The organism is Microcystis sp. LE19-8.1F (assembly GCF_027531715.1).
Classification (GTDB): domain Bacteria; phylum Cyanobacteriota; class Cyanobacteriia; order Cyanobacteriales; family Microcystaceae; genus Microcystis; species Microcystis wesenbergii_A.
This window is the reverse complement of sequence record NZ_JAPZSO010000079.1, coordinates 1-22042: the sequence shown is the minus strand read 5'-3', so window position 1 is coordinate 22042 and position 22042 is coordinate 1. Positions and strand designations below refer to the sequence as shown.

General features: G+C 44.6%; 24 protein-coding genes and 1 pseudogene. 12 read left to right on the top strand and 13 right to left on the bottom strand.

Translation table 11 applies throughout. The annotated features are described in order from the left end of the window. Positions 1 to 160 precede the first annotated feature (160 nt). Both purQ and purS read right to left on the bottom strand, forming a co-directional pair. A complete protein-coding gene (gene purQ / locus O9334_RS08240; RefSeq protein WP_045356920.1) occupies positions 161 to 847 on the bottom strand; it encodes a phosphoribosylformylglycinamidine synthase subunit PurQ in 687 nt (228 codons plus the stop codon). A 142-nt stretch (positions 848 to 989) separates the two neighbouring features. Next, on the bottom strand, positions 990 to 1265 hold the full coding sequence (purS, locus tag O9334_RS08235; protein ID WP_287658859.1) for a phosphoribosylformylglycinamidine synthase subunit PurS: 276 nt from the start codon (positions 1263 to 1265) through the stop codon (positions 990 to 992). A gap of 31 nt (positions 1266 to 1296) precedes the next feature. Here purS and O9334_RS08230 point away from each other — a divergent pair, with 31 nt between their 5' ends. Beyond that, positions 1297 to 1680, top strand: coding sequence for a Fur family transcriptional regulator (locus tag O9334_RS08230; protein ID WP_045356975.1), 384 nt, complete (start codon positions 1297 to 1299; stop codon positions 1678 to 1680). Positions 1681 to 1780: 100 nt separating this feature from the next. Here the strand turns inward: O9334_RS08230 and accD are convergent, their stop codons facing one another. From accD to O9334_RS08215, 3 genes are all read right to left on the bottom strand, one after another. Beyond that, positions 1781 to 2731: an acetyl-CoA carboxylase, carboxyltransferase subunit beta gene (accD, locus tag O9334_RS08225; RefSeq protein WP_045356922.1), complete on the bottom strand. Its 951-nt coding sequence runs from the start codon at positions 2729 to 2731 to the stop codon at positions 1781 to 1783. Between the two features lie 19 nt (positions 2732 to 2750). After that, complete coding sequence (locus tag O9334_RS08220) at positions 2751 to 2900, bottom strand: hypothetical protein (RefSeq protein ID WP_190380310.1); 150 nt, start codon at positions 2898 to 2900, stop codon at positions 2751 to 2753. Positions 2901 to 3001: 101 nt separating this feature from the next. Next, positions 3002 to 3811, bottom strand: a complete 810-nt coding sequence (locus O9334_RS08215; protein ID WP_045356923.1) for a prepilin peptidase — start codon at positions 3809 to 3811, stop codon at positions 3002 to 3004. Between the two features lie 245 nt (positions 3812 to 4056). On the opposite strand from O9334_RS08215, the gene O9334_RS08210 reads away from it, so the two are divergent. From O9334_RS08210 to O9334_RS08160, 11 genes are all read left to right on the top strand, one after another. Next, positions 4057 to 4362 carry a YkvA family protein gene (locus tag O9334_RS08210; RefSeq protein WP_045356926.1) on the top strand — a complete coding sequence of 102 codons (306 nt, stop codon included), beginning with the start codon at positions 4057 to 4059 and terminating at the stop codon, positions 4360 to 4362. A 526-nt stretch (positions 4363 to 4888) separates the two neighbouring features. Further along, positions 4889 to 5194, top strand: a complete 306-nt coding sequence (locus O9334_RS08205; protein WP_152606960.1) for a hypothetical protein — start codon at positions 4889 to 4891, stop codon at positions 5192 to 5194. 776 nt (positions 5195 to 5970) lie between these two features. Beyond that, positions 5971 to 6195, top strand: a complete 225-nt coding sequence (locus tag O9334_RS08200) for a Calvin cycle protein CP12 (RefSeq protein WP_002781201.1) — start codon at positions 5971 to 5973, stop codon at positions 6193 to 6195. 173 nt (positions 6196 to 6368) lie between these two features. Further along, positions 6369 to 6962 (top strand): DUF3177 family protein, encoded by a 594-nt coding sequence (locus O9334_RS08195; RefSeq protein ID WP_002770135.1) that lies wholly within the window; start codon positions 6369 to 6371, stop codon positions 6960 to 6962. Between the two features lie 32 nt (positions 6963 to 6994). Then, entirely contained in the window at positions 6995 to 7279 is a 285-nt protein-coding gene (locus O9334_RS08190) for a DUF7734 family protein (protein WP_045356936.1), read from the top strand. Between the two features lie 230 nt (positions 7280 to 7509). Then, positions 7510 to 8520 (top strand): L-histidine N(alpha)-methyltransferase, encoded by a 1011-nt coding sequence (gene egtD / locus O9334_RS08185; protein WP_045356939.1) that lies wholly within the window; start codon positions 7510 to 7512, stop codon positions 8518 to 8520. Positions 8521 to 8560: 40 nt separating this feature from the next. Next, positions 8561 to 9916, top strand: coding sequence for a 5-histidylcysteine sulfoxide synthase (ovoA, locus tag O9334_RS08180; protein WP_287999809.1), 1356 nt, complete (start codon positions 8561 to 8563; stop codon positions 9914 to 9916). A 248-nt stretch (positions 9917 to 10164) separates the two neighbouring features. Continuing rightward, complete coding sequence (locus tag O9334_RS08175; RefSeq protein ID WP_045356944.1) at positions 10165 to 10599, top strand: VOC family protein; 435 nt, start codon at positions 10165 to 10167, stop codon at positions 10597 to 10599. A gap of 135 nt (positions 10600 to 10734) precedes the next feature. Continuing rightward, positions 10735 to 12513, top strand: a complete 1779-nt coding sequence (locus O9334_RS08170) for a S8 family peptidase (protein ID WP_045356946.1) — start codon at positions 10735 to 10737, stop codon at positions 12511 to 12513. 250 nt (positions 12514 to 12763) lie between these two features. Then, positions 12764 to 13312: a response regulator gene (locus O9334_RS08165; protein ID WP_045356948.1), complete on the top strand. Its 549-nt coding sequence runs from the start codon at positions 12764 to 12766 to the stop codon at positions 13310 to 13312. Between the two features lie 359 nt (positions 13313 to 13671). Then, positions 13672 to 14451, top strand: coding sequence for a DUF1350 family protein (locus tag O9334_RS08160; protein ID WP_045356950.1), 780 nt, complete (start codon positions 13672 to 13674; stop codon positions 14449 to 14451). Here O9334_RS08160 and O9334_RS08155 read toward each other — a convergent pair. From O9334_RS08155 to cysK, 8 genes and pseudogenes are all read right to left on the bottom strand, one after another. Further along, the gene (locus O9334_RS08155) at positions 14448 to 15161 is read right to left on the bottom strand and encodes a Uma2 family endonuclease (protein WP_287999808.1); all 714 of its coding nucleotides are present in this window, start codon (positions 15159 to 15161) and stop codon (positions 14448 to 14450) included. The two genes, O9334_RS08160 and O9334_RS08155, sit on opposite strands and share 4 nt — an antisense overlap. Positions 15162 to 15199: 38 nt before the next feature. Beyond that, positions 15200 to 16453 (bottom strand): FIST signal transduction protein, encoded by a 1254-nt coding sequence (locus O9334_RS08150; protein ID WP_045356953.1) that lies wholly within the window; start codon positions 16451 to 16453, stop codon positions 15200 to 15202. A 153-nt stretch (positions 16454 to 16606) separates the two neighbouring features. Beyond that, positions 16607 to 16861, bottom strand: coding sequence for a SemiSWEET transporter (locus tag O9334_RS08145; RefSeq protein ID WP_002743903.1), 255 nt, complete (start codon positions 16859 to 16861; stop codon positions 16607 to 16609). A gap of 125 nt (positions 16862 to 16986) precedes the next feature. Further along, positions 16987 to 17487 (bottom strand): L,D-transpeptidase, encoded by a 501-nt coding sequence (locus tag O9334_RS08140; protein WP_287999807.1) that lies wholly within the window; start codon positions 17485 to 17487, stop codon positions 16987 to 16989. Between the two features lie 513 nt (positions 17488 to 18000). After that, positions 18001 to 18534, bottom strand: a pseudogene (locus tag O9334_RS08135) (cysteine desulfurase); the annotation flags it as partial. Further along, complete coding sequence (locus tag O9334_RS08130; RefSeq protein WP_238567741.1) at positions 18527 to 19225, bottom strand: hypothetical protein; 699 nt, start codon at positions 19223 to 19225, stop codon at positions 18527 to 18529. The pseudogene O9334_RS08135 and the gene O9334_RS08130, both read right to left, overlap by 8 nt. 359 nt (positions 19226 to 19584) lie before the next feature. Next, entirely contained in the window at positions 19585 to 20544 is a 960-nt protein-coding gene (gene epsC, locus O9334_RS08125; protein WP_045356959.1) for a serine O-acetyltransferase EpsC, read from the bottom strand. Next, on the bottom strand, positions 20541 to 21521 hold the full coding sequence (gene cysK, locus O9334_RS08120) for a cysteine synthase A (protein WP_045356962.1): 981 nt from the start codon (positions 21519 to 21521) through the stop codon (positions 20541 to 20543). Before cysK ends, epsC begins: the two co-directional genes overlap by 4 nt. Between the last annotated feature and the right edge of the window lie 521 nt (positions 21522 to 22042).

Genomic DNA, 22042 nt, shown 5'->3' with positions numbered 1-22042 from the left:
TTGAGGGTTGAAAAAGGGCAAAAATAAGGATTAAATTGCCTAAAGTCGGTAAATAGACCATTTAATTGATTATTATTCATTTTTAATTCTCCTGACTCCTGACGACCGGCTACTGACTCCTGACCCTAACAACAATTTTTGATTTTTACAAGAGGTCTAGTCAACAACAATTGATCAACTCCTGAAATAACAGACTCCCATCGGTCAAATTGAGCATCCGATCGGCGGCGCGTTCGGGATGAGGCATCATTCCTAGCACATTTCCTGCTTTATTGGTAATTCCTGCAATATTATTTAACGAACCGTTGGGATTCCCTGACTCATTTGCCTCTCCTGTGGGAGTACAGTAACGAAAGAGAATTTGTCCGTTATCCTCCAGAGATTTTAACGTATCTTCTGCGCCATAATAACGCCCTTCTCCGTGAGCAATCGGCAAATTAAGCACCTGTTGCGGTTGATAGCCTCGCGTCCAGACAGATTGATTATTTTCCACTTTTACCGGCACTCGATCGCAGATAAAATGTAAATCGCGATTGCGAATTAACGCACCGGGTAGCAGTCCGATTTCCGTTAATACCTGAAAACCGTTACAGATGCCTAAAACTAATTTACCTTTTTCGGCTTCTTCTCGGACAGTTTTCATCGCTGGTGAAAACCGAGCGATCGCACCACAGCGCAAATAATCGCCGTAACTAAATCCCCCCGGCACCACGATCACATCCAAATCCCCTAGATCCGTCTCTTGATGCCAAACATAGCGGGTGGGTTGCCGAAAAATCCCCTCCGTCACCGTTGCCACATCTCGATCGCAATTCGATCCGGGGAAAACAATAATCCCAAACTTCATAATTTTTAACTTGGTTAATTCATTTTGCAGAAAGCTCTCATCAGATGGGTGTTAGGCTGTTAGGGTGTTAGGGTTTTAGTTGAATTCCCCCATTCTCCCATTTCCCTATCCCCCATTTCCCCATTTCCCTATCCCCTAATCCCTATCCCTTATCTCCTATCTCCTGACAATGCAAATCAAAGCGATAATTTTCAATTACAGGATTAGCCAATAGTTGATCGCACATTTGAGCCAATTGAGCGCGAGCGCTGGTTTCGTCCGCGGCTGTCAAGGTAAGCTCAATATACTTACCAATTCGCACCCCAGCTACAGTGTCATAACCTAATTGCTTTAATCCCGACTCTACCGCCGTACCCGCCGGATCGAGTACCGAGGGGCGCAGAGTAACATAAATACAGCACTGATAATTTTTTGGCATAGAATTAACTTTGATCGCTGACCTTTTTGATATGAAATCCCAACGCACCCGATCGCAAGAGCGCATTATCCACTTACTCAAAACCTTAAATCGGGCAGTATCCGCTCAAGAATTGTTTGTGGAACTCCGTCAGCGTGACCAAAATATGGGGTTAGCCACTGTTTACCGCGCCCTAGAATCCCTAAAACTACAGGGTGCAGTGCAGGTGAGAACCCTAGCCACAGGAGAATCCCTCTACAGTTCCGCTCAGCAGGATCAACACCATCTTACCTGTATTCATTGCGGTCGGTCTATCGTCTTTAATGAGTGTCCCGTTCACGAATTGGAAGAAAAACTCGAAAAATCCCACCAATTCAAGGTTTATTACCACACTCTCGAATTTTTTGGACTTTGCGATCGCTGTCAACCCAGTTAAGTAAGCTGTACTACATTGAAACTGCCCATCGGGAAATTTTAGTACAAATGCTCAGGCTCTCAACTCCGGCACTCCCAACTCCAGGTCCGTCCTACAGGGATTAAACTGTTGTTTGGCCCTGGACTGTTTTAAGAGGGATTAACTCCGGTTGACTGTAGTGATGATGGCTGTTGAGGGGGGATAACAAGGGAAAAAAGGGCTGATGTAAACTAATTAATTGGGCCAGGGTTTTCTTGAGATGGGTACGGGGAACGATCGCATCGACAAACCCGTGTTTTAATAGGTATTCCGATGTTTGGAAACCTTCCGGTAATTTCTCGCGCAAAGTCTGTTCAATTACCCGTTTACCAGCAAAACCGATAGTAGCCTTTGGTTCGGCGATAATAATATCTCCCAACATGGCAAAACTGGCCGTGACTCCCCCCGTGGTGGGATTAGTCAAGACGGGAATATAGAGTAATTTTGCCTCCCGATGCCGGTTAAGAGCGCCAGAAATCTTGGCCATCTGCATTAAACTTAACATTCCTTCCTGCATTCTCGCCCCGCCAGAAGCGCAGATAATCACCAGGGGTAAACTTTCATCGGTAGCGCATTCCGTCAAACGACAGAGTTTTTCTCCCACCACCGATCCCATGCTACCCCCCATAAAACGGAAGTCCATCACCCCTAAAGCTAAGGGTAAACCATCGATCGTCCCCGTTCCCGTTCGGACAGCATCCGTCAGACCGGTTTTTTCTTGGGTTTCCCGCAGGCGATCGCTATAACTTTTCCGATCGCGAAATTTGAGCGGATCCGTCGGTCGAATCTGTTCATCGAGGCAATTCCAAGTATTAGCATCGACTAACTGGCGAATTCTTTCTTCACTTTCCACCCGATTATGATGACCGCAATCGAGACAAACCAGTTGATTAGCTAATAAATCCTTCGTATAGGCCAAAACGCCGCAATTTGGGCATTTTGTCCATAAACCATCGGCTATTTCTCGTTCCTGTTGTTGTTGAACCTTGGGTTCTGTTTTTTGGCGATTTGCAAACCAATCAAATAGAGACATAGTTTAAAATAAAGACAATTTATCGACTTTCTTCTAGAGGACTTAATAACAAAAGTGCTGTCCAGCGATCTTGGGGACGCACTTGTAGGGCGGCCTGATGCCCCTGGCCGCAATAAATACCAAGGCCAATAGCGATAACGGGACTGGGGATGTCGTGAGCTTTGAGCATTTCCTGTAGCCAATCGGCTTACCCTAGACTGGGGGGTGTTCTAATGGTGATCCAAGACACGGAAGACTATTGTATCAAGATTTAATTACAAGATAGCTTTTTTACAAGAAAGGGAAAAAAATGGTTTGATAGGCTGAGATGATCTTATCACTCCAAAAGACACTCATCAGAGCGCCGAGGGCAAGAAATGGACCGAAGGGTATGGCCTGTTTTTTGGCCATTTTACCCATAAAAATGCCCGTCATACCGATCGCCGCCCCGATAGCGCAGGCCAGAAAAGCGGTGACTAATAATGCTTGCCATCCTAACCAAGCGCCGATCATGGCCGCTAATTTCGCATCTCCTCCCCCCATGGCCTGTTGTCCGAGGGCAAAACTCCCCCCCCACCGGATCAGATCAAATAACCAGACTCCTAAAACCGCACTAGCGATCGCTGAAAAGAGATAGATAACAGTTTGATTATTTTGCCAACCTAAAAGAGTTTGGAAAACTATCCCTAAAACTAATCCCGATTGGGTGAGGGAGTTGGGAAGCGTCATCGTGTCAAAATCGATCAAAGCTAAAGCTAATAACCAACTGAGGAGAATCCAATAGCCGAGGGTCTGCCAAGAAAAGCTAAAATCTCCTAAAACCAGACAAAATAACAAACCGGTAAAAGTTTCGACGGCTGGATAACGGACAGGAATCGGGGTTTTACACCAGCGACAGCGACCCCCTAGCCATAACCAGCCGAAAACAGGTATATTCTCGCTTTTACCTAACCTATGGTGACATTTCGGACAGTGGGAAGGGGGATAAACTAGAGATATCCCCTTAGGTAATCTATAGATGACCACGTTTAAAAAACTGCCCACCGAGGCACCAAAAGCGAAGACAAAGGCAAAAGTAACTAGATGAAAGAGGGTTTCCATCCTTAAACTGGCAGATAGTTGATTAGTTGGTCATCGCCCATTATAGGGGAAAAGATGCCCCTATCTCCCCTCTTAAGCATCCAGTAATAATACTTCAGGCTCATCCCTAAAGGTGAATTTTCTTCTGGGCTTTTTTGGTGGTTAATTAGCGGGGATAACCCTACATAATCGGGGGTAAAACCCCACTATCAGAGCCAAGGGGAACCTGACAAAATTAAATTATCGCCGTCAACGAGGAAAAATTAATGAAACCGATTGTTGAATCTTTTTACAACTGGTACAGCAGCAAAATCACTCACCCTAAATATCGTTGGATTATCATTCTGGGAACTATGGTTTATCTATTTAGCCCCCTCGATATTTCTCCTGACGTTTTCCCGATTATTGGTTGGATCGATGATGGCATTGTCCTCACCCTTTTAACCACGGAATTATCGCGATTAGTTCTTGATTATCGCGGTCGCCGTCCGGGGGGAGTAAAGAATCAAACCGAAGTTTCTTCCACAACCAATGCCGTTGATACTGACGCGGTAGAAGTCCCCCTTCAATAGTCTTTTCTTCTCACTCCTACTTCCTTTTTTTCCTTAACTTACCACCAGCAATTAATCATGATTACCTTGACCGAAATAACATGGGATCATGAAAGCCATTGTCTTTTTAAGCAATGGATGAAATGCGACTCGACCGGTTTTAACCCATCCTATCCTTTTCCTCTAATTTTAGACTAGAACTTTTGCAATTTAATTATATGTTATACAGGGTAAGCGCACCTAAAGATGTAGTCGATTATACAGACATATAGGGAAAAGCAGAAAAAACGGGCAAGAGGCATGACAATTTGTCAGCTTTCCTTCCCTGGAGAGGACTTTTAGAGGATGATAGTTGTTGTCCCACTGATTCCCGACCCTCTCAGGGTAAGCTCATCTAATTTGGTATAAATTGTACTTGACAAAGATTTCTAAATATGGTTCATAACTATACGATTGCTGTGCTGAGAGCCTTTTTTCAAGCCTAATTGAGATGCTCTTACCCTGCTTAAATAGTCAAAAGATTGAATTGGGGAATGTAGAAATGTGGATGAATGAACAAGTAAATCCTACCTTAAAATTTTGTATTCATTGCGGAAAAAAAGTTGATAAATATCAATATTCATCTATTGACTATGGAGATGTTTATGAATATGGTAATGACGTTTTTTCTCTGGCGCATTACCTGAGAAATAGATCGGGAGTTGTTACTTATCAATGTAGCTGTCATGATGAAGAATTACTTGCTCCTAATTTATGTAACACCGGATCTTGTTGTCCAGATTGTGGACATTTTATGAATTTTTTTGCCGAATATTGTGGTGTTTGCTCAAGAAAACTATGGTTCGGAGAATGAATCAGCCCTACCCTGAAAAACCTGTACTCCCCTGCTTTCTAGGGTCGTTTCATTCTCTGAAATGTCATTCTCTCAAATCCTTATCTGGCAACCTTTTTAGTCGATTTCTCGGAAATAAATAGCTGAAAATTTGTCAAAACGTCGTGCTTTGCTTACCTCATAAGCGATTAAGGGCAGCAAAAAAAAAATTAGATTCGGAGAATGAATCAGCCCTACCTTAATCCCCCCTGAATAAGCTATCCCTTATCGGGATATTTCTTAACAATTTTTTCAGTAAGCACTCCAACCCTTATCCTGACTTGATTTCAGTTTTTTCTTTGTCAGTAAGGGTGTCAACAAGGAATATTACAAATTGTTAACCGAGTCTTGAAAGCCCTGTGCTACAAAGGTTTGAAATGTTAAGAAAGATGTGACTAATGGACAGCTTAATAAGGGGGGTATCTGATAGTTTTTAACCCCCAACTACCAGAAATGTTGAATCCGTACATAAAACTTTACATACGCCGAGAACAGCAGTTGACTGGGCAAGAGAAATGTCGATATATGGTTCTGCTCGCTGTCTATACTGGGGAGAAATCCCTCTGGCATTTCTCCCGTGCGGAATCTGGGCTAAAAATTAGCTCAGTCAGGAAATCTTGATGTTAAATTCCCCAAAAATTGCGCTAGGATCGGCTTAATAGCACAGGAAAGGCGATCGAGTGGGATAACCGATCCTGTGGCTTGAGAAGGTGACTGTATAATTGTTAGAGTGTCAATAGATCAATTCCAGAGGAATCATGAGCAATATCCAAGATAAAATTCAAGAAGAGCTAGAAAATGCCAGAGCCGTCTGTAGTACGGAAGGTGCTACCTCTGGTGAATGCGCCGCCGCTTGGGATGCGGTGGAAGAATTACAAGCAGAAGCCGCTCACCAACGTCAGGATCACCCCCAAAAAACCTACTTCGAAAATTATTGTGATTCTAATCCCGATGCCGCCGAGTGTCGCATTTATGAAGATTAATGGAGTCGGGCAGCGGTTTTTTCTCTCCTCACAGTAGAATCCTAGCTTTAGGGCGATCTCAACTATAAAGGGATCGCCCCTCGTTTTTTTGTTTGTTGGTCAAGCTGTGACCGATTTTGGCTCCTGCGTCCGAAGACAGTAAAATGTTGACAGTGTAATTGTCTGAATAATTTATGAATCAACTTTGGTTTCGTCCTCTCGTTTGGATAGATTATCGTTTAGCCGTCCTATTTACGGTGATTATTCCGGCAATTTTGTTGATTTGGTCTTTATTTGCAAAAATCGAATCATTGCAGAAATTGTTGATTATCTATTGGCGAGTGGCTAGTCTTTTATTAATTACCGTATATTTAATGATCGCTTCCTGGCCGATTGGTTTTGTTACCAGTTTTTTAGCTAAGATTTTAATCCCGATTTCTCTCTGGTTTTGGGTGGATATTAACGATGAAATTAAAGATTTACCCGCTAGTCCGATTAAATTTGTCACCACTGCTTGGCGTTGGGCAGTAACGATTTATTGTCCTTTGGGTGCAATTTCTACCTTACCTTTTCTCTCCTGTGCTATGTCAGGGGAATTGCTAAATTCTCCCTATTGTCAGGTTTGGCAGGAAGCACCCTGGCAGTTTCGCGAGATTTTTCATTCAGAAGCTACTGCTAATGTTTTGGGCTTTTTTGGTTTAGTTGGTCTCTCTTTTTATACTCTCTATTTTGCCCATTTTCTTCTTATTCGCCTTGGCAAACAGGGACGTTCAGCTTTACAACAGTAAGTTTTTAGCTATCGATGATTAGCCATTTTTCTATGAATATTGGTCAACAACTCGAACAATACACCCTCAAAAATCCCCACGAGGTTTTATTGGTGACTATTGCTGTGGATGGGGAGGAAGAAGAAATCTCTATTTTTAAGGGTTTTTCTAGTTCCCTTACCCGCAGCACCCCCTACGATCCCGATATTCCGCTCATTCCTGAAACGGCTAGAATTATTAGGATAGATCGTCTTGCTAGTCCCTATCATCCCCTTAAACCTCGCTACATTCAAGAAAATCTTACCTTAGAGGAAATGCAGTCTTTACTGATTAATTGAACTGGTAATTTTGCTTGGATAACATCAGCACTCATCTCTATCGATTTAACAGCTTTTATTTACGATCCATAAACTTTGTCTATCTAGACAAGAGGTAAATTTTGCGGCGTTTTAGTGGTAAAATTACCAAAGAACAATAATCTCTGCCAGCATTCAAGCTGTCAAAGTGGATTTCGTCCCCAGCATCGATCGAGAACAATCAAAAAACTGGAGAATAATCTGGAGAATCTATGCAGTTTAAACCATCTAACCAAGAACTCTTACAAATTGAGTATTTAGCCACCGCTGCCACCGGTCAAAATATGGTTAAAGACGAGGGAAAAGATGTGATTAAAGGATTAACTAAAACCCCCAAAAGTTTACCATCTAAATATTTTTATGATCGGCAAGGTTCCCAACTTTTTGAAGCAATCTGTCAATTACCAGAATACTATCCCACTAGGACAGAAGCCGCTATTCTCCAAGAATATGCTCAAGAAATTGTCGCCTATACAGGGCCCTGCGAATTGATCGAATTAGGTAGTGGTAGTTCCACGAAAACTCGTCTGTTATTGGACGCTTATTATCGGCAACAAAAATCCTCTAAATATGTCCCTATTGATGTTAGTGAAACTATTCTCAAAGCTAGTGCCATAGAATTACAAAAAGAATATCCTAATTTACCCATTCAGGGCTTAATTGGAACCTATGAACAGGCCTTAGCTTATTGTCAAAACCCTTCCTATAATACCAGAATGATTTTTTTCTTGGGAAGTTCGATCGGTAATTTTTCTGCGGCTGAATGTGATAAATTTTTAGAAAAAATTGCTACGGTTCTAAAAGCTGGAGATTATTTTTTATTAGGGATTGATCTGCAAAAACCGTCGGCAATATTAGAAGCAGCTTATAATGATGCTCAAGGGGTGACAGCCGCTTTTAATTTAAATATGCTTTCCCATTTAAATTGGCGTTTTCAAGCTGATTTTAACCTTGATTTATTTAGTCATCAAGCTATCTATAATCAAGAGCAATCCCAAATTGAAATGTATTTAATTTGTCAAAAAACTCACCATGTTCATCTCAAAAAACTCGATTTAACGGTTAATTTTCAAGCGTCGGAAAGTATTTTAACAGAAATCTCGCGTAAATTTAACCTAGAAACTATGCAAAAAGACCTAGAATCAAAGGGATTAAAACCGCTTAAGGTTTTCACCGATCCTGAAAATTTATTCGGTTTAATTCTCTGTCAGTTATCACCGTAAATAATGAGAAAATTATTAGCAGTAATAGAGGCATAAAAACATGGAAAAGATTCAAGCACAGGCTCCTATCTCTCTAAATAACTGTAGTCGAGAAAATATACTGGACTATTTTGACAATGCTTGGCAATTAGAAGAGCTGCTGTTAAAAAGCATCATCAAAGAAGAAACTTTTTATTGTAACCCTGACGATTTAAGAAATCCCCTAATTTTTTATTTAGGTCATGCTGCCGCTTTTTATCTGAATAAATTGCAGCTGGTTAACCTATTAAAAAAAAGCCCTAATCCTGACTATGAATTATTGTTTGGAGTGGGAGTAGATCCAGCAACTCCTGAAGAATTAAACTCTGCTATCGCCCAAATTCAGTGGCCCGGGGTGGCTAAAGTTTGGGAATATCGGCAACAAGTCTCTGAAATTGTGGTCGAAATCATTAAAAATATCCCCCTTAATCTTCCTATTCATCCTCGCCATTCTCTCTGGTCATTAATGATGGGAATTGAGCATCAGCGTGTTCACTTTGAAACATCTTCAATGTTACTCAGACAACTGCCCTTAGATTGTCTGCAACGTCCTCCAGGTTGGCATTATGCTCCTGCTTTTGGTCAAGCTTATCCTAATCAAATGGTGGAGGTTTCTGGGGGAATGGTAGAAATTGGTAAACCCCAAAATTCTCCTATTTATGGTTGGGATAACGAGTATGGTTATCGGCAAGTTCAAGTTAACAATTTTCTGGTGAGTAAATATATGATTACCAACGGAGAATTTAAAGAATTTGTCGATAATGGTGGCTACGAAAATCCCAGCTATTGGGATGAAGAAGCTTGGCAATGGAAAAATCATTACCGAGTCAAATATCCTAAATTTTGGCTGGTAGATGAGCGAGGAAATTATCAATATCGAGCCATGTTTGATGTTTTCGATTTACCTCTCGATTGGCCAGTAGAAGTGAACTATTATGAAGCGATCGCCTACTGTCGTTTTCAAGGTCAAGGAATACGTTTAATGACGGAAGCTGAGTGGAATTTAGCCACCTATGGCAGTCAAAAAAATCGATGTTATACCCTAGAAAACGATAACTTTGAGGACTATAACCTCAATTTAAAATTCTGTTCTCCCACTCCCGTAGGAATGTTAAAAAATGCTGGCAATAACTCAGAAATTGATGATTTACGCGGTAACGTCTGGGAATGGCTAGAAGATGATTTTAATCCCTTAACTGACTTTCAACCCCATTACCTCTATGCTGACAATTCCACTCCTTTCTTTAATAGTCAACATAAAATGATGTTAGGAGGAGCTTGGGTGACTAACGGCACAGAAATCCTACCCTACTATCGCAATTGGTTTCGCCGGAATTTTTATCAACACGCTGGTTTTAGAATCGCACAAAGTCTTTAGGTGGGGTGTGGGGTGTGGGGTGTGGGGTTTTACCCATTTTCAGGGAAAAAGTGCCTAATTTTCCCCCCCGATTACTGCAAAGGCCAGCACTTTTTGATGTCAAAAAAGCCTAAAGATATTATCCAACAAGGTTTTTAGATTTATTCTGCAAACTTTAGGTAATTGCCAATTTTTTAAAAAATTCCTGTAACAGTTGCCCCTCGATCGCTACAATAGAACCTAGTAGAGCGCGGATAAAATCGATCGCCATGAATCAACCTGCAATTTTTCATCTCGCTATTCCGATTACTGATGTGTCCACCGCTAAAAGCTTTTACTGTGATGGTTTAGGTTGTTTAGCAGGAAGGGAAACCGAGAAAGCGATAATCTTAAATTTTTACGGTCATCAGGTAGTCGCTCATGTCACCGAAATGCCTCTTACTCCTCAAAATAGCATTTATCCTCGCCATTTTGGTCTAATTCTGCCAGATGCCAGCGATTGGGACAATCTTCTCGAACAAGCACGAGTCAATCAACTACAATTTTATCTAGAACCAAAAACTCGCTTTACTGGGGAGATAACCGAGCATAAAACCTTTTTTATAGAGGATCCTTTCTATAATCTCCTGGAATTTAAACATTATCGCCACTACGAAGCTATTTTTGCCAGTCGGGAATTAACAGCGATCGGCGATCGAGCTTAAAATAAACAACAGGTGACTTTTTTGTAACCGGTTAGTTCTATCTTTAACTGCGACAAAAATAGGGGAACTTCCCTCAGATTTTCTCATCAAAACTACAAAAACCTTGGCTTGTAATGATCAATTCTTAGGAAATCTATGAAAAAAATTTTATTGTTAACCCTATTTATTATCGGTCTAGGATTTGCTCTCTTTAACTTTACTGGATTAGCAAATCGGGGCGAATATCAATCAATTTTGATCGACTTTAAGGACGATATACCCGTCATTGTCCTCGATGAGCAGTTAAATGCTATCAACAAAAAAGCGGGAAAAACCACCAGTTTAAATAGTATTTTTTCCATCGATGAACATCTTTACACCGTCGATGGAGATAGCAAACTCCTGAAAACTCTCCGCAATTCCGACCTAAAAAAATACACCGAATCGATCGAACCCGATTATATTTATCATGCTTTCATCGCCCCCAATGACCCCGACTATAGCAAACAGTGGAACTTGAGGGGGATAAACATCGAACGCGCTTGGGAAGAAAATCACGGTGAAGGGATCACCGTCGCTGTTATTGATACAGGTGTATCAAGAGTTCCCGATCTGCGAGAAACCGAGTTTGTCGAAGGCTACGACTTCGTCAACGATCGCAGCAATGCCGAGGACGATAACGGTCACGGAACCCATGTAGCGGGAACAATTGCCCAATCGACCAATAATAACTACGGGGTAGCCGGAATCGCCTACAAAGCCAAAATTATGCCCCTCAAGGTACTTTCCGGGACGGGTGGGGGAAGCGTGGGAGATATCGCCGAAGCGATCCGTTTTGCCGTCGATAATCAAGCCGATGTCATCAATATGAGTTTAGGGGGTGGAGGGGAAACCCAAGTAATGAAAGAGGCGATCGAATATGCCTATAGTAAAGGTGTGGTAATCGTCGCCGCCGCCGGTAATGCCGACGATAATTCCGCCGCCTATCCCGCCCGTTTTCCCCACGTTATCGGCGTTTCTGCGGTAGATGCCTCCGGAAATAAAGCTCCCTATTCTAATTTCGGGGCCGGAATCGATATTGCTGCCCCCGGCGGCTCCGATACGGGTAAAATTATCCAAGAAACCATCGATCCCGCTCAGGGGGGGGAACCGGCGTTCCTCGGTTTTCAGGGAACCAGCATGGCAGCCCCTCATGTTGCTGGGGTGGTAGCTTTAATCAAGGCCGCGGGAATTAAAGAACCCAGTGCAGTTTTAGAGGTTTTGCAACAGTCGGCCCGTAAGATCAATGATGATCCCTTTAATCATTTTGGGGCCGGACAATTAGATGCGGGCAGTGCCGTACAATTGGCCCTAAAAGGACAGATTACTTTCCGGGATTTTTGGCGTTGGTTGCGCGATAACGGTTATCTCAATCCCCGTTTCTGGATTGATGGCGGTGCGGTGGCGGTTTTGCCCAAAATGGCGATGGTTTTGGGTTCTTATCTCCTCGCTTGGTGGCTGAGAAGTTATTTTCCCTTCTCCTGGAACGGATTTTTGAATGCTGGTCTAATTTTTGGCAGTTCTGGCTTATTTTTCCTCAGAGGTCTTTATATCTTCGATTTACCCCAATGGCCTTTCCGAGTCATGGGGAGTTCTCTTTCTGACTTAGGAGGCGTTATTCAGGGAAGTTCTGCCCTTAATCCGCTTTTTGCCAGTGTTATCCTGCCCTTTGTCCTGATTGCTCTGCTTTTAGGCCATCCCCAAGCAAAATGGTTAGCGGTGGGGGTAACTTTAGCCATGGCGGTGACTTTAGGTATCAGTGCTGTTATCCATCCTACTCTGATCTGGTTAGGTTCTGGCAGAAGCGCTCAGGCATTTTTGGGCGTAAATGCGCTTTTATGTCTCGGTTTAAGTTATTTAGCCCTAAAAAGTGCTACTTCATCCCGATACGCTTAAACAGGGGTTACAATGGGACAACAAAGGTGATTTACCGATAAAAACCTCTTTGGTCTTGGTATCTCCCTTTTGTTTGGCATTGAGTTCTCCTACAACAGCAGCCTCGGACATTAACCGAGGTTTTTTCTTTATAGTGTATGTTAGTTTCTAAGGGTTTTTTGGGAATGCTGAATCTGTTTCTCGAAAGTTTCCCTCAATACCCCCTCGAATCATCGAGCTTATCTATTGTCTCTTTTCTAAGGTGTATATCATGTCAAATCATAAAATTCTCGTTATCGATGACAGTAAAGTGATCAGGATGCACATTCGCGATATGCTACCAGAGGGTAACTTTGAAGTCCTCGAAGCTAAAGACGGATTAGAGGGCTATCATCTCATCCGGGCTGAAAACCCGAATTTGATTATTTTGGACTTCCTTCTCCCGAAAATGAGCGGTTGGGAGGTGTTTCAGCAAATCGAAAGCGAAGATAATCTCAAAAGTATTCCCCTAGTGTTAATGTCGGGACGGAAAGAGGAGGTAGTAGAGAAAATCCCCGAACCTTTCCAGCATTTTGCCTTTATTGAGAAGCCTTTTGACCAAAAACAATTGGTACAAGCAATTAAAGAAGCGATGGCCAAGGCCAAACAGTATTCTCCTAAACCAACAGTTTCTAGCCCGAAACTAGAGGAACTCACTGGGGATTATACCACCGATATTCAGACTCTCCATGCCCAAATTTCCCAAATGCAAACAGAAATGGCAAGTATGAAGAGACAAATGGCTCAATTAGTGGCTTTTATTAAGAAAAAACTGGCCTAGAACTATTTATCCCGATCTTTTATAACTTGGGCAAGCAGTTATCGTTATCCGGCGGTGCCAATTTCTGGCTAATCTCCTGTCCCTTTTAAACAGGATTTAGTTGAAGTGGTATTTATGGCTCTTCTAGAGTAGTTATGATATATTAGCAGAAAATAATCCACGCAAGCCTTGCCAAAAGGCTAACCAGAATTCAAAAAAGCAATTTTAATAAAAAAAAGCTTTTTGCTTTGTTGGATTCCAGGCTATTTAAGGGGTTAGGCTTATTTCAACTACTAATTTGCTATCACCAGTCTAGGAGAGCCGTATTTATTTGGTGAGTGACGGCGAACCCTAAGTTATTAATTAACTGATAACTAATTATGAATTGGCAAGAAATAGCAGGTAATTGGGTTTTTCTCCCCCGTCGTCCCCGGGGTATCATTCACTTTTTAGGTGGGGCATTTGTGGCGGCAGCCCCGAATATTACCTATCGTTGGTTATTAGAAAGCCTTGGTAATTCAGGATACGCTATTGTTGCTACTCCCTTTGTTAATACCCTCGATCATAAATCGATCGCCCGCACAGTTTTAAACCGTTTTGATAATATTATTGAACGTCTGCGCTGGAATCATAGTCTGCCCCAAGGTTATCTCCCCATCTACGGATTGGGTCACAGTATGGGGTGTAAACTACATTTATTAATCGGTAGTCTCTACGAAGTCGAACGGGAGGGAAATATCCTAATTTCCTTTAATAATTATCCCATTCGTCGAGCTATTCCCTTTATCGAACCTTTGCAAATTGACACCACTTTTAACCTCGAATTTACCCCTTCTCCCGAAGAAACGAACGAGTTAATTTTCCAAGATTATGCCATTCGTCGCAATCTTTTAATCCGTTTTCAAGACGACACGATCGATCAATCTCTGGTATTAAATCCCCTGCTAAAAAAACGCTTTAATGATTTAATTACCCTGCGAACTCTCCCGGGCAATCATCTCACTCCCTTGAGTCAAGATGTCAGTTGGCAAACCGGAGAAGTATTCACTCCCCTCGATGCGATCGGCCAATGGTTAAAACAGGGACTTGCCCGGGATAATTCCCGTCTCAAAGATGAGATTCTCCACTGGTTAAATCCCGTCCTTCCGGCCTCTCGTTAGCTTTCCTCTAGATTAATCCCCATTGCCCGTAATTGCGCCTCTAAGCGGGCTAATTTTGCCTCAGCCAATTCGGCCCGTTGACGTTCCTGTTGGGCTTGCTGTTCGGCGGCATCGGCCCTTTGTTCGGCTAATTCAGCCTTTTGCTTGATTTCTGGGGTGGTCAAAAACCGGGAGCCATCGGGATAAAAAATAGCTAACTGGGGACTCTCCAGTTGAAAACGAATCTGTAGCCGCGGACTCTGCCAATTATCGATCGCGGGAATCATCTCCAATTGATCACCCCTTCGCCACCAACCCTGTAGATAATTAGCATCGGGATCGTAGAGATAATATTCTTCTACGCCAAAACGCTGATAAAATTGCCATTTTCGGCGCATTTCCGCTTTAGTGTTGCCCGGAGAGAGAATTTCAAAGACCACCTGCGGCGCAATCTGGTTTTCTAACCATTGCTTATAGGAACCTCGATCGCCCTTGGGTCTGCCAAACACCACCATAGCATCCGGCGCTTGACAGGTTTTATTATCCCCCTCGATCGGATACCACAACAGATCGCCAGCGATAAACACATTGTCATTGTCTGCGAATAAACATTCGAGATTTTCCTTGATCGTCACAATCCAGCGAAACTGTTTGGTATTATCGGCCATCGGTTTACCGTCACTATCGGGATAGATAATCTCCGACTCAGAGAAAGATATCGCCTTGATCATCGTTCTACTCCCTAGCGTACTAACTATTTAGTATAGCGTTAAATTCCCTGACGAAAGAGGGCAAAAGCCGAAGTATAACCGTGTAAAAAAGTGCGCCCAGCCACCGGCCCGATTTCTCCGTTGCAAAAGAAACCGGCGAGGGGAACATTGGCGAAATAACGCTGAAAAAGACCCGAATCAAAATCCGGTTTTTCGTAGAGATTTTCCCCGCGACCGAGACAGGAAAAGATCAAAGCACCTAGCACATCTGAACTATTAGGTTTTTCTTGGGGAAAAGCTTGCAAAAGTAATTCTAAATCTAGGGCGGAAGTGTCGGCATCACGCAGGTGAAATTGTACCCGCTGCCCCGGACGAACTCGATCGCCAATCGCGATCGCACCTTGGCGAGGATCTACTCCCAAAAGATTGCGAATTAAGAAATCCCCGGCCCGCAACTGCATTTTAAACTCATCCCTAGCAATACCGATAAAAAGGGAGTGTTGCGCTAATTCTCGGTCTTTTTCGCTCAAGGAGGCAATTAAATCCCGCAGTAGATTTAAAGGTGGTTGCGAAGTCCCATCGGCCCCTTTACCGGTCATGGAGATGATAATATTGCGTTCTCCCTCACTCACCTGATAAATCGGTCCGATGGGACGACAACCTTGGGCGACGATAGTTTCGACGATAATATTGCCAGAAAGGGCGATTCCTACGGTTCCCTGACGATAGAGATAGGTATTACGCGGTTTTTGTTGATCGTGGTAGAACAGACCCCCAGAACGTTCGATCATGCCACCACTGACTAAACCGCCGATTTTGGCCGAACCGGGGTAGGCAAAATCCAACCCCTCTAACAGATCATTGACGCGACTGGAAAAAGGATCGGCTAAAAGGATAAATTGGGGATTTTTGGCCGCTTCTACCCCTAATAATTCTGTCCAACTAGAGGGGGAACTGTCGAGATCGGGCATTTCCGCCGCTTCGATATAGAAGGGCTGCACTTCCACATCGGGCAAATGGGCGACGGTGAGACTTAAAGCCGGACTCGCTTCGATTTCTCGCGCTTTTTCCCTCTCACCCATGCCGACAATCCCCGCCCCACCGCAGCCGATCAGCACAGGAACGGGGAGTTTATCCAAGATTAAGGGAACTAAACGGGGATAGTCGCTGGCATAGGCAGAAGAAATAAAAATTATGGCTAAATCTGCCGATCCAACTAACTTATCTTGCACTTTTTCCACTACCTCCGTCACCGCCGCTTCTAGGGAGGGACGGGTTGATAGGGCATTAATCCACTCGATGCGATCGCTCATGTTTCTTGACCCCAAATTTGGTCTAAATGGTCAAAAATGATCATCTTAACAATAAATTAACCTAAAAATCCGCTCTTCGTGGCTGGAGGTGGGGATAAATTATAAAATTGTCATGACGTGAGCAAATACAGCCGCAAGGGATTGCCAGTTATTTTAATCATATTTGATCTTAAAATAGAGAATTGTCCCCGCTAAGATAAAAGTAACAAAATTAGCGACAATAATCGGTTTGCTGCTCATATAAATCCCGTAGATTAGCCAAAGAAAAACCCCCAGACAAAAGCAAATAAACATAGTTAGGGACAAGTCCTTAGCCGAACGATAACGCCAAGTTTTAATCACTTGGGGTAAAAAGGAGACAGTTGTTAATATTCCCGCCACGATCCCGATTAGTTCGATAATATTCACCGATTATCCTCTTTGCTTAGTTTCTCTCATTTTAAACTGTTGACTATCTAAATTACTCCTGAAGACGGCTCTCCCGACATCATCGGGTAAAGTGTTGGTAAATGTGACATTTTTTCCCATTGTTTCTATTGAGCGATTACTATCACTGAAGTGCCGATTTGTACCTTTTCAAATAAAGCCTTTATATCTCGATCGCGCATCCTGACGCAACCGTGGCAGACGGCGCTGCCGATGAGATTTTCTGGGGTTGTACCGTGAAAACCGATAAAATTCTCGCCATTAGTCCAAAATCCGAGCCAAAGCACCCCTAAAGGGTTGTTTTTTCTCGATGGCACCAGTTGACCGGTGAAAGGATGTTCCCAGACCGGTTCCCGCACCATCTGAATCATCCGAAATTGTCCCGTCGGGGTTTCCCAACCCGGACGACCGATCGCCCCTGGGTAAGAAGCAATTATTTTCTGTACTTGGTAAACAAAAACCCGTCTTTTTTTTAAATTCAGCAGCAAACGGGTTTCCGTTCGGGTTGCCGTGGTTGCGGGAAGGGAATTGACGGGACTAACTGGGGGATTGAGCAAAAATTCCCCCATTCCTAGACATAAACAGAGAATCGGCAGCAAAACTCGCATCTGATACCAGCAAAGTCAAAATTAGACCTCTGGCAAAAATCAAAAATCTTCCGTTAGGTGAGGAGTAAGGCTTCGGCCGTGAGATCAGCGTTCGACAAAAGCTCACGCCGAGGTCCGAACGGAGCCAGTAGTCTCAGAGTCAGGAGAATTAAGAATGAGCATTAATCAATTAAATGCTCTATTCAGGGATTTTATGCAATTTTATGCCTATTTTTTCTCATTTTTGAACTCTCAAAAATTAATTATGCAAGAACTCTATTTTTTATCTGCATTCTAATCTGATTGTGACGATGTAATAAGTACCTAAGCAAAATTAATTACACATATCTAACCACCTCTTGCCTCTTGCATGAGTGCCTTTTGCCTATCTTCACTAGGAAATTTATTTTGCACGACTACTTACCAAATCCGTTTTTAATAGTGTGATTAACTCACAAGTTATGGATTGTTTTCCCCCACCTCCCACTTCCCACTTCCCACTTCCCACTCTCCTATACCTTTTAAACAGGATTTAGTATGAACATCAAAGAAGCTAGGTCGTTGAACGCTTCGCCCGCTGGCATGGGGGACAAAAAGGGGATCGATCGCAAAGCGCTCGCTACGCGAGAACGCCGCGACCTGAACAAGCTGTTCAGGCTTGGCCACTACGGCCGGAAGGTCGGGGATTTTTGTTTCTAACTCTTCAATGAAGTAGAAAGAGGAGGTGGCTAAGGGTACAGCCAAGGGTTTACCCTGCTTGCCCTGAGCTTCGTCGAAGGGAGCTACGTCGAAGGGAACTGTGGGCCGTTCGCCCACAGCAGCCGGGGAGGTTGCTGCGGCGGATGGCACCAGATAATCCCGATCCGTACTCAACCCCTTCGCCACCTCGGCCTTAAGGTCGTGCCGTTGTAGTTCTTGAATTATCGTCTGGGCGAGATGCTCAAGAAGGTCAGGTTGAAATAAGGGGTTAAGAGAAATGTTCTCGACCTCAGTTAGGGCAGTCGTGGGCGGGGATACAGAGGGTAGATTCCCCCCCGCCTTTTCAGGGATCAGTTCGGGGTTAGTCATAGTCGTAGATGTGGTATTGGTTGACATCAACGTTCTCCAGTACGGCCGCCGCATCGTCGGTCAACACTGCCAACGAACAGTAGAGGGAGACTAGGTAAGAGGAGATCGCCTTGCGACTAATCCCCATAAATCGCACCGACAAGCCAACTCCCTGTTGACCGGGTAAATTGGGCTGATAGAGACCGACCCCCCCTTGACGGCTTTCTCCTACCCGCAATAACAAAATATTGGTTTTGCCTTGTTCATTCACGGCCAACTTATCGGAAGGAATCAAAGGCACGCCCCGCCAGGTAATAAACTGAGACCCGAATAATGACACCGTGGCAGGGGGTACACCCCGTCGGGTTGCTTCTCGGCCAAAGGCCGCGGTCTCGCGTAGCGAGAGCGTTGCGACCGCTTTAGGATGGGCGAGGAAAAATGCCGGTTCCTTCCACACCTTCACCAGCAACTCATCCAAATCGTCTGGCGTGGGCGCACCATTGCGAGGTTGCACTTTCTGAGAATCAACAATATTGTTCAGCAATCCGTACTCATGGTTGTTGATCAACTCATTTTCTTGACGTTCCTTCAGGGTTTCGGTCTCGCGTAGCGAGCGCGTTGCGACCGTCAGCCGCAATTGTTCATGGATCTGATCGTGGGGACTGCTGTAGAGATCGGACACGCGAGTGTGAACATCCAGTACCGTATTCACCGCACTCAAGAAATACTACCGGGGGGTCTCTTCGTAATCCACAAACGTTTCGGGCAGCTCCCGCTCCGAAACGTTCAGAGCAGGCCACCTCAACGCGGGAGGCATCCCTGACTTTGTTCAGACGATAAATCCCCGCTTCAACGGGTAGCCAATGCAAGAGGCGAACGAACCACCGGGGCGAAATGGTCAATAACTGAGGAACGGTCTTCGTGGCATTGGCTAACTGCCGAGCGGCAGCATCTCCCAAAGCCAGTTGCAATTCATGATCTTGGCTATACGTCATCGAGTTAAACCCTCCAATTCAAAAAAAAGTAACAAAGCGACTCTCATGGCCGAACATTCACAGTCAGGACAGCACCTCAAATTCCAGAGCCGTCATCAAACATTTCCTGTCGTAGTTGAGCCTGGGAGACAAAACCCCCCGGCGGCACACTGCGGGTTAACCAAACATTTCCACCAATGGTTGCGCCCCGACCGATAGTTACCCGACCGAGAATCGTTGCACCTGAGTAAATCACCACATCATCTTCAATAATCGGATGACGGGGTTGACCTTTGATTAAACTGCCCGATTCGTCCCGGGGAAAGCTTTTTGCCCCGAGCGTGACCGCTTGGTAAAGGCGCACGCGGTCGCCAATCACCGTGGTTGCCCCAATCACCACCCCCGTCCCATGATCGATAAAGAAGCTATTGCCAATCGACGCACCGGGGTGAATGTCAATCCCCGTTAAGGAATGACCAATTTCACTGATAATCCGCGCCAACAGGGGCGAGTCCAACCGATACAGGGCATGGGCAATGCGGTGATAAGTGATGGCCGTTACCCCGGGGTAACAAAACAATACTTCATCTAAATTTCTGGCCGCCGGATCACCTCGATAGGCCGCGGTGATATCGGTTTCCAGCAGAGCCTTCAGATGGGGTAATTGAGTGGCAAAGGCTTGTACCGTTCCTTGGGCGTGCTTCTCAATCTGGTCTGACGACCAGTGCAACTGCGACCCCAGCAACCACTGTTCACGACAAACTTGGTGATGCAGCAGTTGTAGGACTTCATTGAGGGTATGACCGATAAAATAGCGGCTGGATGTTTCGCCTAAATCGGGATTACCAAAGTGATAGGGAAAGAGAACGGCGCGCAGTCGATCGACAATCCTAAATAAGGCCTCACGGGAGGGCAAGGGGAAATGGCTTCGTGATTGAGACCAACTGTGGAACGACTCGCCACGAGGTTGAGACAATTGAGTGATAATCTCATCGAGAGCCAAGGACAGGGGCGGTTGGGAGAGAGCGCCAGAACTGCTCGGATGCTCGCTCGTCATGCCACTAACCCTTGCTCATTAAATACCCCTTGGAACAGGATGGAACTCAAGTACCGTTCTCCGGAATCTGGCAAAATTACGACAATGGTTTTGCCTTGGTGTTCGGGTTGTTGTGCCAAGCGAGCGGCGACGGCGGCGGCGGCACCGCAGGAAATGCCGGAGATAATCCCTTCTTCCTTGGCCAATCGTTGGGCATAAAGAATGGCATCTTCGTTGGAAACGGTTTCAATCCCATCCACGAGGGATAAATCCAGAACTTCGGGAATAAACCCCGCCCCAATGCCCTGAATTTTGTGAGGGCCGGACTTTAAGGGCTGACCTGCCCGGGCTTGGGATAGTACCGGGCTGGCCTCTGGCTCCACCGCTACCGATAAAATCGGTTTTCCTTGGGTCTTTTTGATGTAGCGCGAAACTCCCGTAATGGTTCCGCCCGTTCCCACACCCGACACGAGAATATCGATCGCCCCATCTGTGTCCTGCCAAATTTCGGGGCCGGTGGTTTCCTCATGGATGCGGGGATTGGCAGCATTGCGGAACTGTTGCAACAACACATAGCGATCGGGATTAGACGCGGCAATTTCTTCTGCCTTTGCCACCGCTCCGGTCATGCCCTTGGTCCCTTCTGTTAACACCAGATTGGCTCCATAGGCGAGCAATAGTTTGCGCCGCTCCAAGCTCATGGTTTCAGGCATGGTTAGGGTCAGGGGAATCCCCTTGGCGGCGGCTACAAAGGCTAGGGCGATGCCTGTATTGCCACTGGTGGGTTCGACCAGTTCTTTGCCCGGCCCCAATAATCCCCGTTGTTCCGCATCCCAGATCATGGCCGCACCAATACGACATTTGACCGAATAGGCCGGATTGCGACCTTCAATCTTGGCCAGAACCGTGGCGTGACTGTTGCCAACGACTCGATTAAGGCGCACTAGAGGAGTCCGCCCGATCGACAAACTGTTATCTGCGAACCATTTCTTACTCACAAAATGGCAACTCCATGATTAAAATACGACAGTTCACCAGATTGGCTCATCTTGAATTCATTTGTAATTCATTCTGAATTTATTTGTAATTTATCCTAGCCGATGCACTATCAACCTCTGGTCAAGCTAAACAAATCTTTATAATTAAGGGGTGTAGGCGATCGCTGAGGTGGAAGAATCTATCCTGAATTATTCACCAATTGCCAAAACCCTGATTATGAGAGGGTCTCAAAAAACAGTCTGTTTTTTAGCTAGAGCCCTGAATGATTTTCCTAGCAAGGCTTTTGAGTATTTTCCCAAATTTTCATGAATAATACAGGCTATGAGGGATCTGGGCATAACTTTGGCGTTAAGTGGGTGGGTGGAATTAAATATAAGATGAACGTAGGTTGGGCTTCGGCCGTGAGCTTTTGCGTTCGACAAAAGCTCACGCCGAGGTCCGAACGGTTGAAGCATGAAACCCAACGCCCGCATAGTTTACGCTACCGCTAACCCATCCTACAAATAATTGTGCCTCCCTA

Coding starts and splice junctions, on each gene's coding strand:
- purQ (WP_045356920.1), bottom strand. CDS start 847: ATGAAGTTTGGGATTATTGTTTTCCCCGGATCGAATTGCGATCGAGAT.
- purS (WP_287658859.1), bottom strand. CDS start 1,265: ATGCCAAAAAATTATCAGTGCTGTATTTATGTTACTCTGCGCCCCTCG.
- O9334_RS08230 (WP_045356975.1), top strand. CDS start 1,297: ATGAAATCCCAACGCACCCGATCGCAAGAGCGCATTATCCACTTACTC.
- accD (WP_045356922.1), bottom strand. CDS start 2,731: ATGTCTCTATTTGATTGGTTTGCAAATCGCCAAAAAACAGAACCCAAG.
- O9334_RS08220 (WP_190380310.1), bottom strand. CDS start 2,900: ATGCTCAAAGCTCACGACATCCCCAGTCCCGTTATCGCTATTGGCCTT.
- O9334_RS08215 (WP_045356923.1), bottom strand. CDS start 3,811: ATGGAAACCCTCTTTCATCTAGTTACTTTTGCCTTTGTCTTCGCTTTT.
- O9334_RS08210 (WP_045356926.1), top strand. CDS start 4,057: ATGAAACCGATTGTTGAATCTTTTTACAACTGGTACAGCAGCAAAATC.
- O9334_RS08205 (WP_152606960.1), top strand. CDS start 4,889: ATGAATGAACAAGTAAATCCTACCTTAAAATTTTGTATTCATTGCGGA.
- O9334_RS08200 (WP_002781201.1), top strand. CDS start 5,971: ATGAGCAATATCCAAGATAAAATTCAAGAAGAGCTAGAAAATGCCAGA.
- O9334_RS08195 (WP_002770135.1), top strand. CDS start 6,369: ATGAATCAACTTTGGTTTCGTCCTCTCGTTTGGATAGATTATCGTTTA.
- O9334_RS08190 (WP_045356936.1), top strand. CDS start 6,995: ATGAATATTGGTCAACAACTCGAACAATACACCCTCAAAAATCCCCAC.
- egtD (WP_045356939.1), top strand. CDS start 7,510: ATGCAGTTTAAACCATCTAACCAAGAACTCTTACAAATTGAGTATTTA.
- ovoA (WP_287999809.1), top strand. CDS start 8,561: ATGGAAAAGATTCAAGCACAGGCTCCTATCTCTCTAAATAACTGTAGT.
- O9334_RS08175 (WP_045356944.1), top strand. CDS start 10,165: ATGAATCAACCTGCAATTTTTCATCTCGCTATTCCGATTACTGATGTG.
- O9334_RS08170 (WP_045356946.1), top strand. CDS start 10,735: ATGAAAAAAATTTTATTGTTAACCCTATTTATTATCGGTCTAGGATTT.
- O9334_RS08165 (WP_045356948.1), top strand. CDS start 12,764: ATGTCAAATCATAAAATTCTCGTTATCGATGACAGTAAAGTGATCAGG.
- O9334_RS08160 (WP_045356950.1), top strand. CDS start 13,672: ATGAATTGGCAAGAAATAGCAGGTAATTGGGTTTTTCTCCCCCGTCGT.
- O9334_RS08155 (WP_287999808.1), bottom strand. CDS start 15,161: ATGATCAAGGCGATATCTTTCTCTGAGTCGGAGATTATCTATCCCGAT.
- O9334_RS08150 (WP_045356953.1), bottom strand. CDS start 16,453: ATGAGCGATCGCATCGAGTGGATTAATGCCCTATCAACCCGTCCCTCC.
- O9334_RS08140 (WP_287999807.1), bottom strand. CDS start 17,487: ATGCGAGTTTTGCTGCCGATTCTCTGTTTATGTCTAGGAATGGGGGAA.
- epsC (WP_045356959.1), bottom strand. CDS start 20,544: ATGACGAGCGAGCATCCGAGCAGTTCTGGCGCTCTCTCCCAACCGCCC.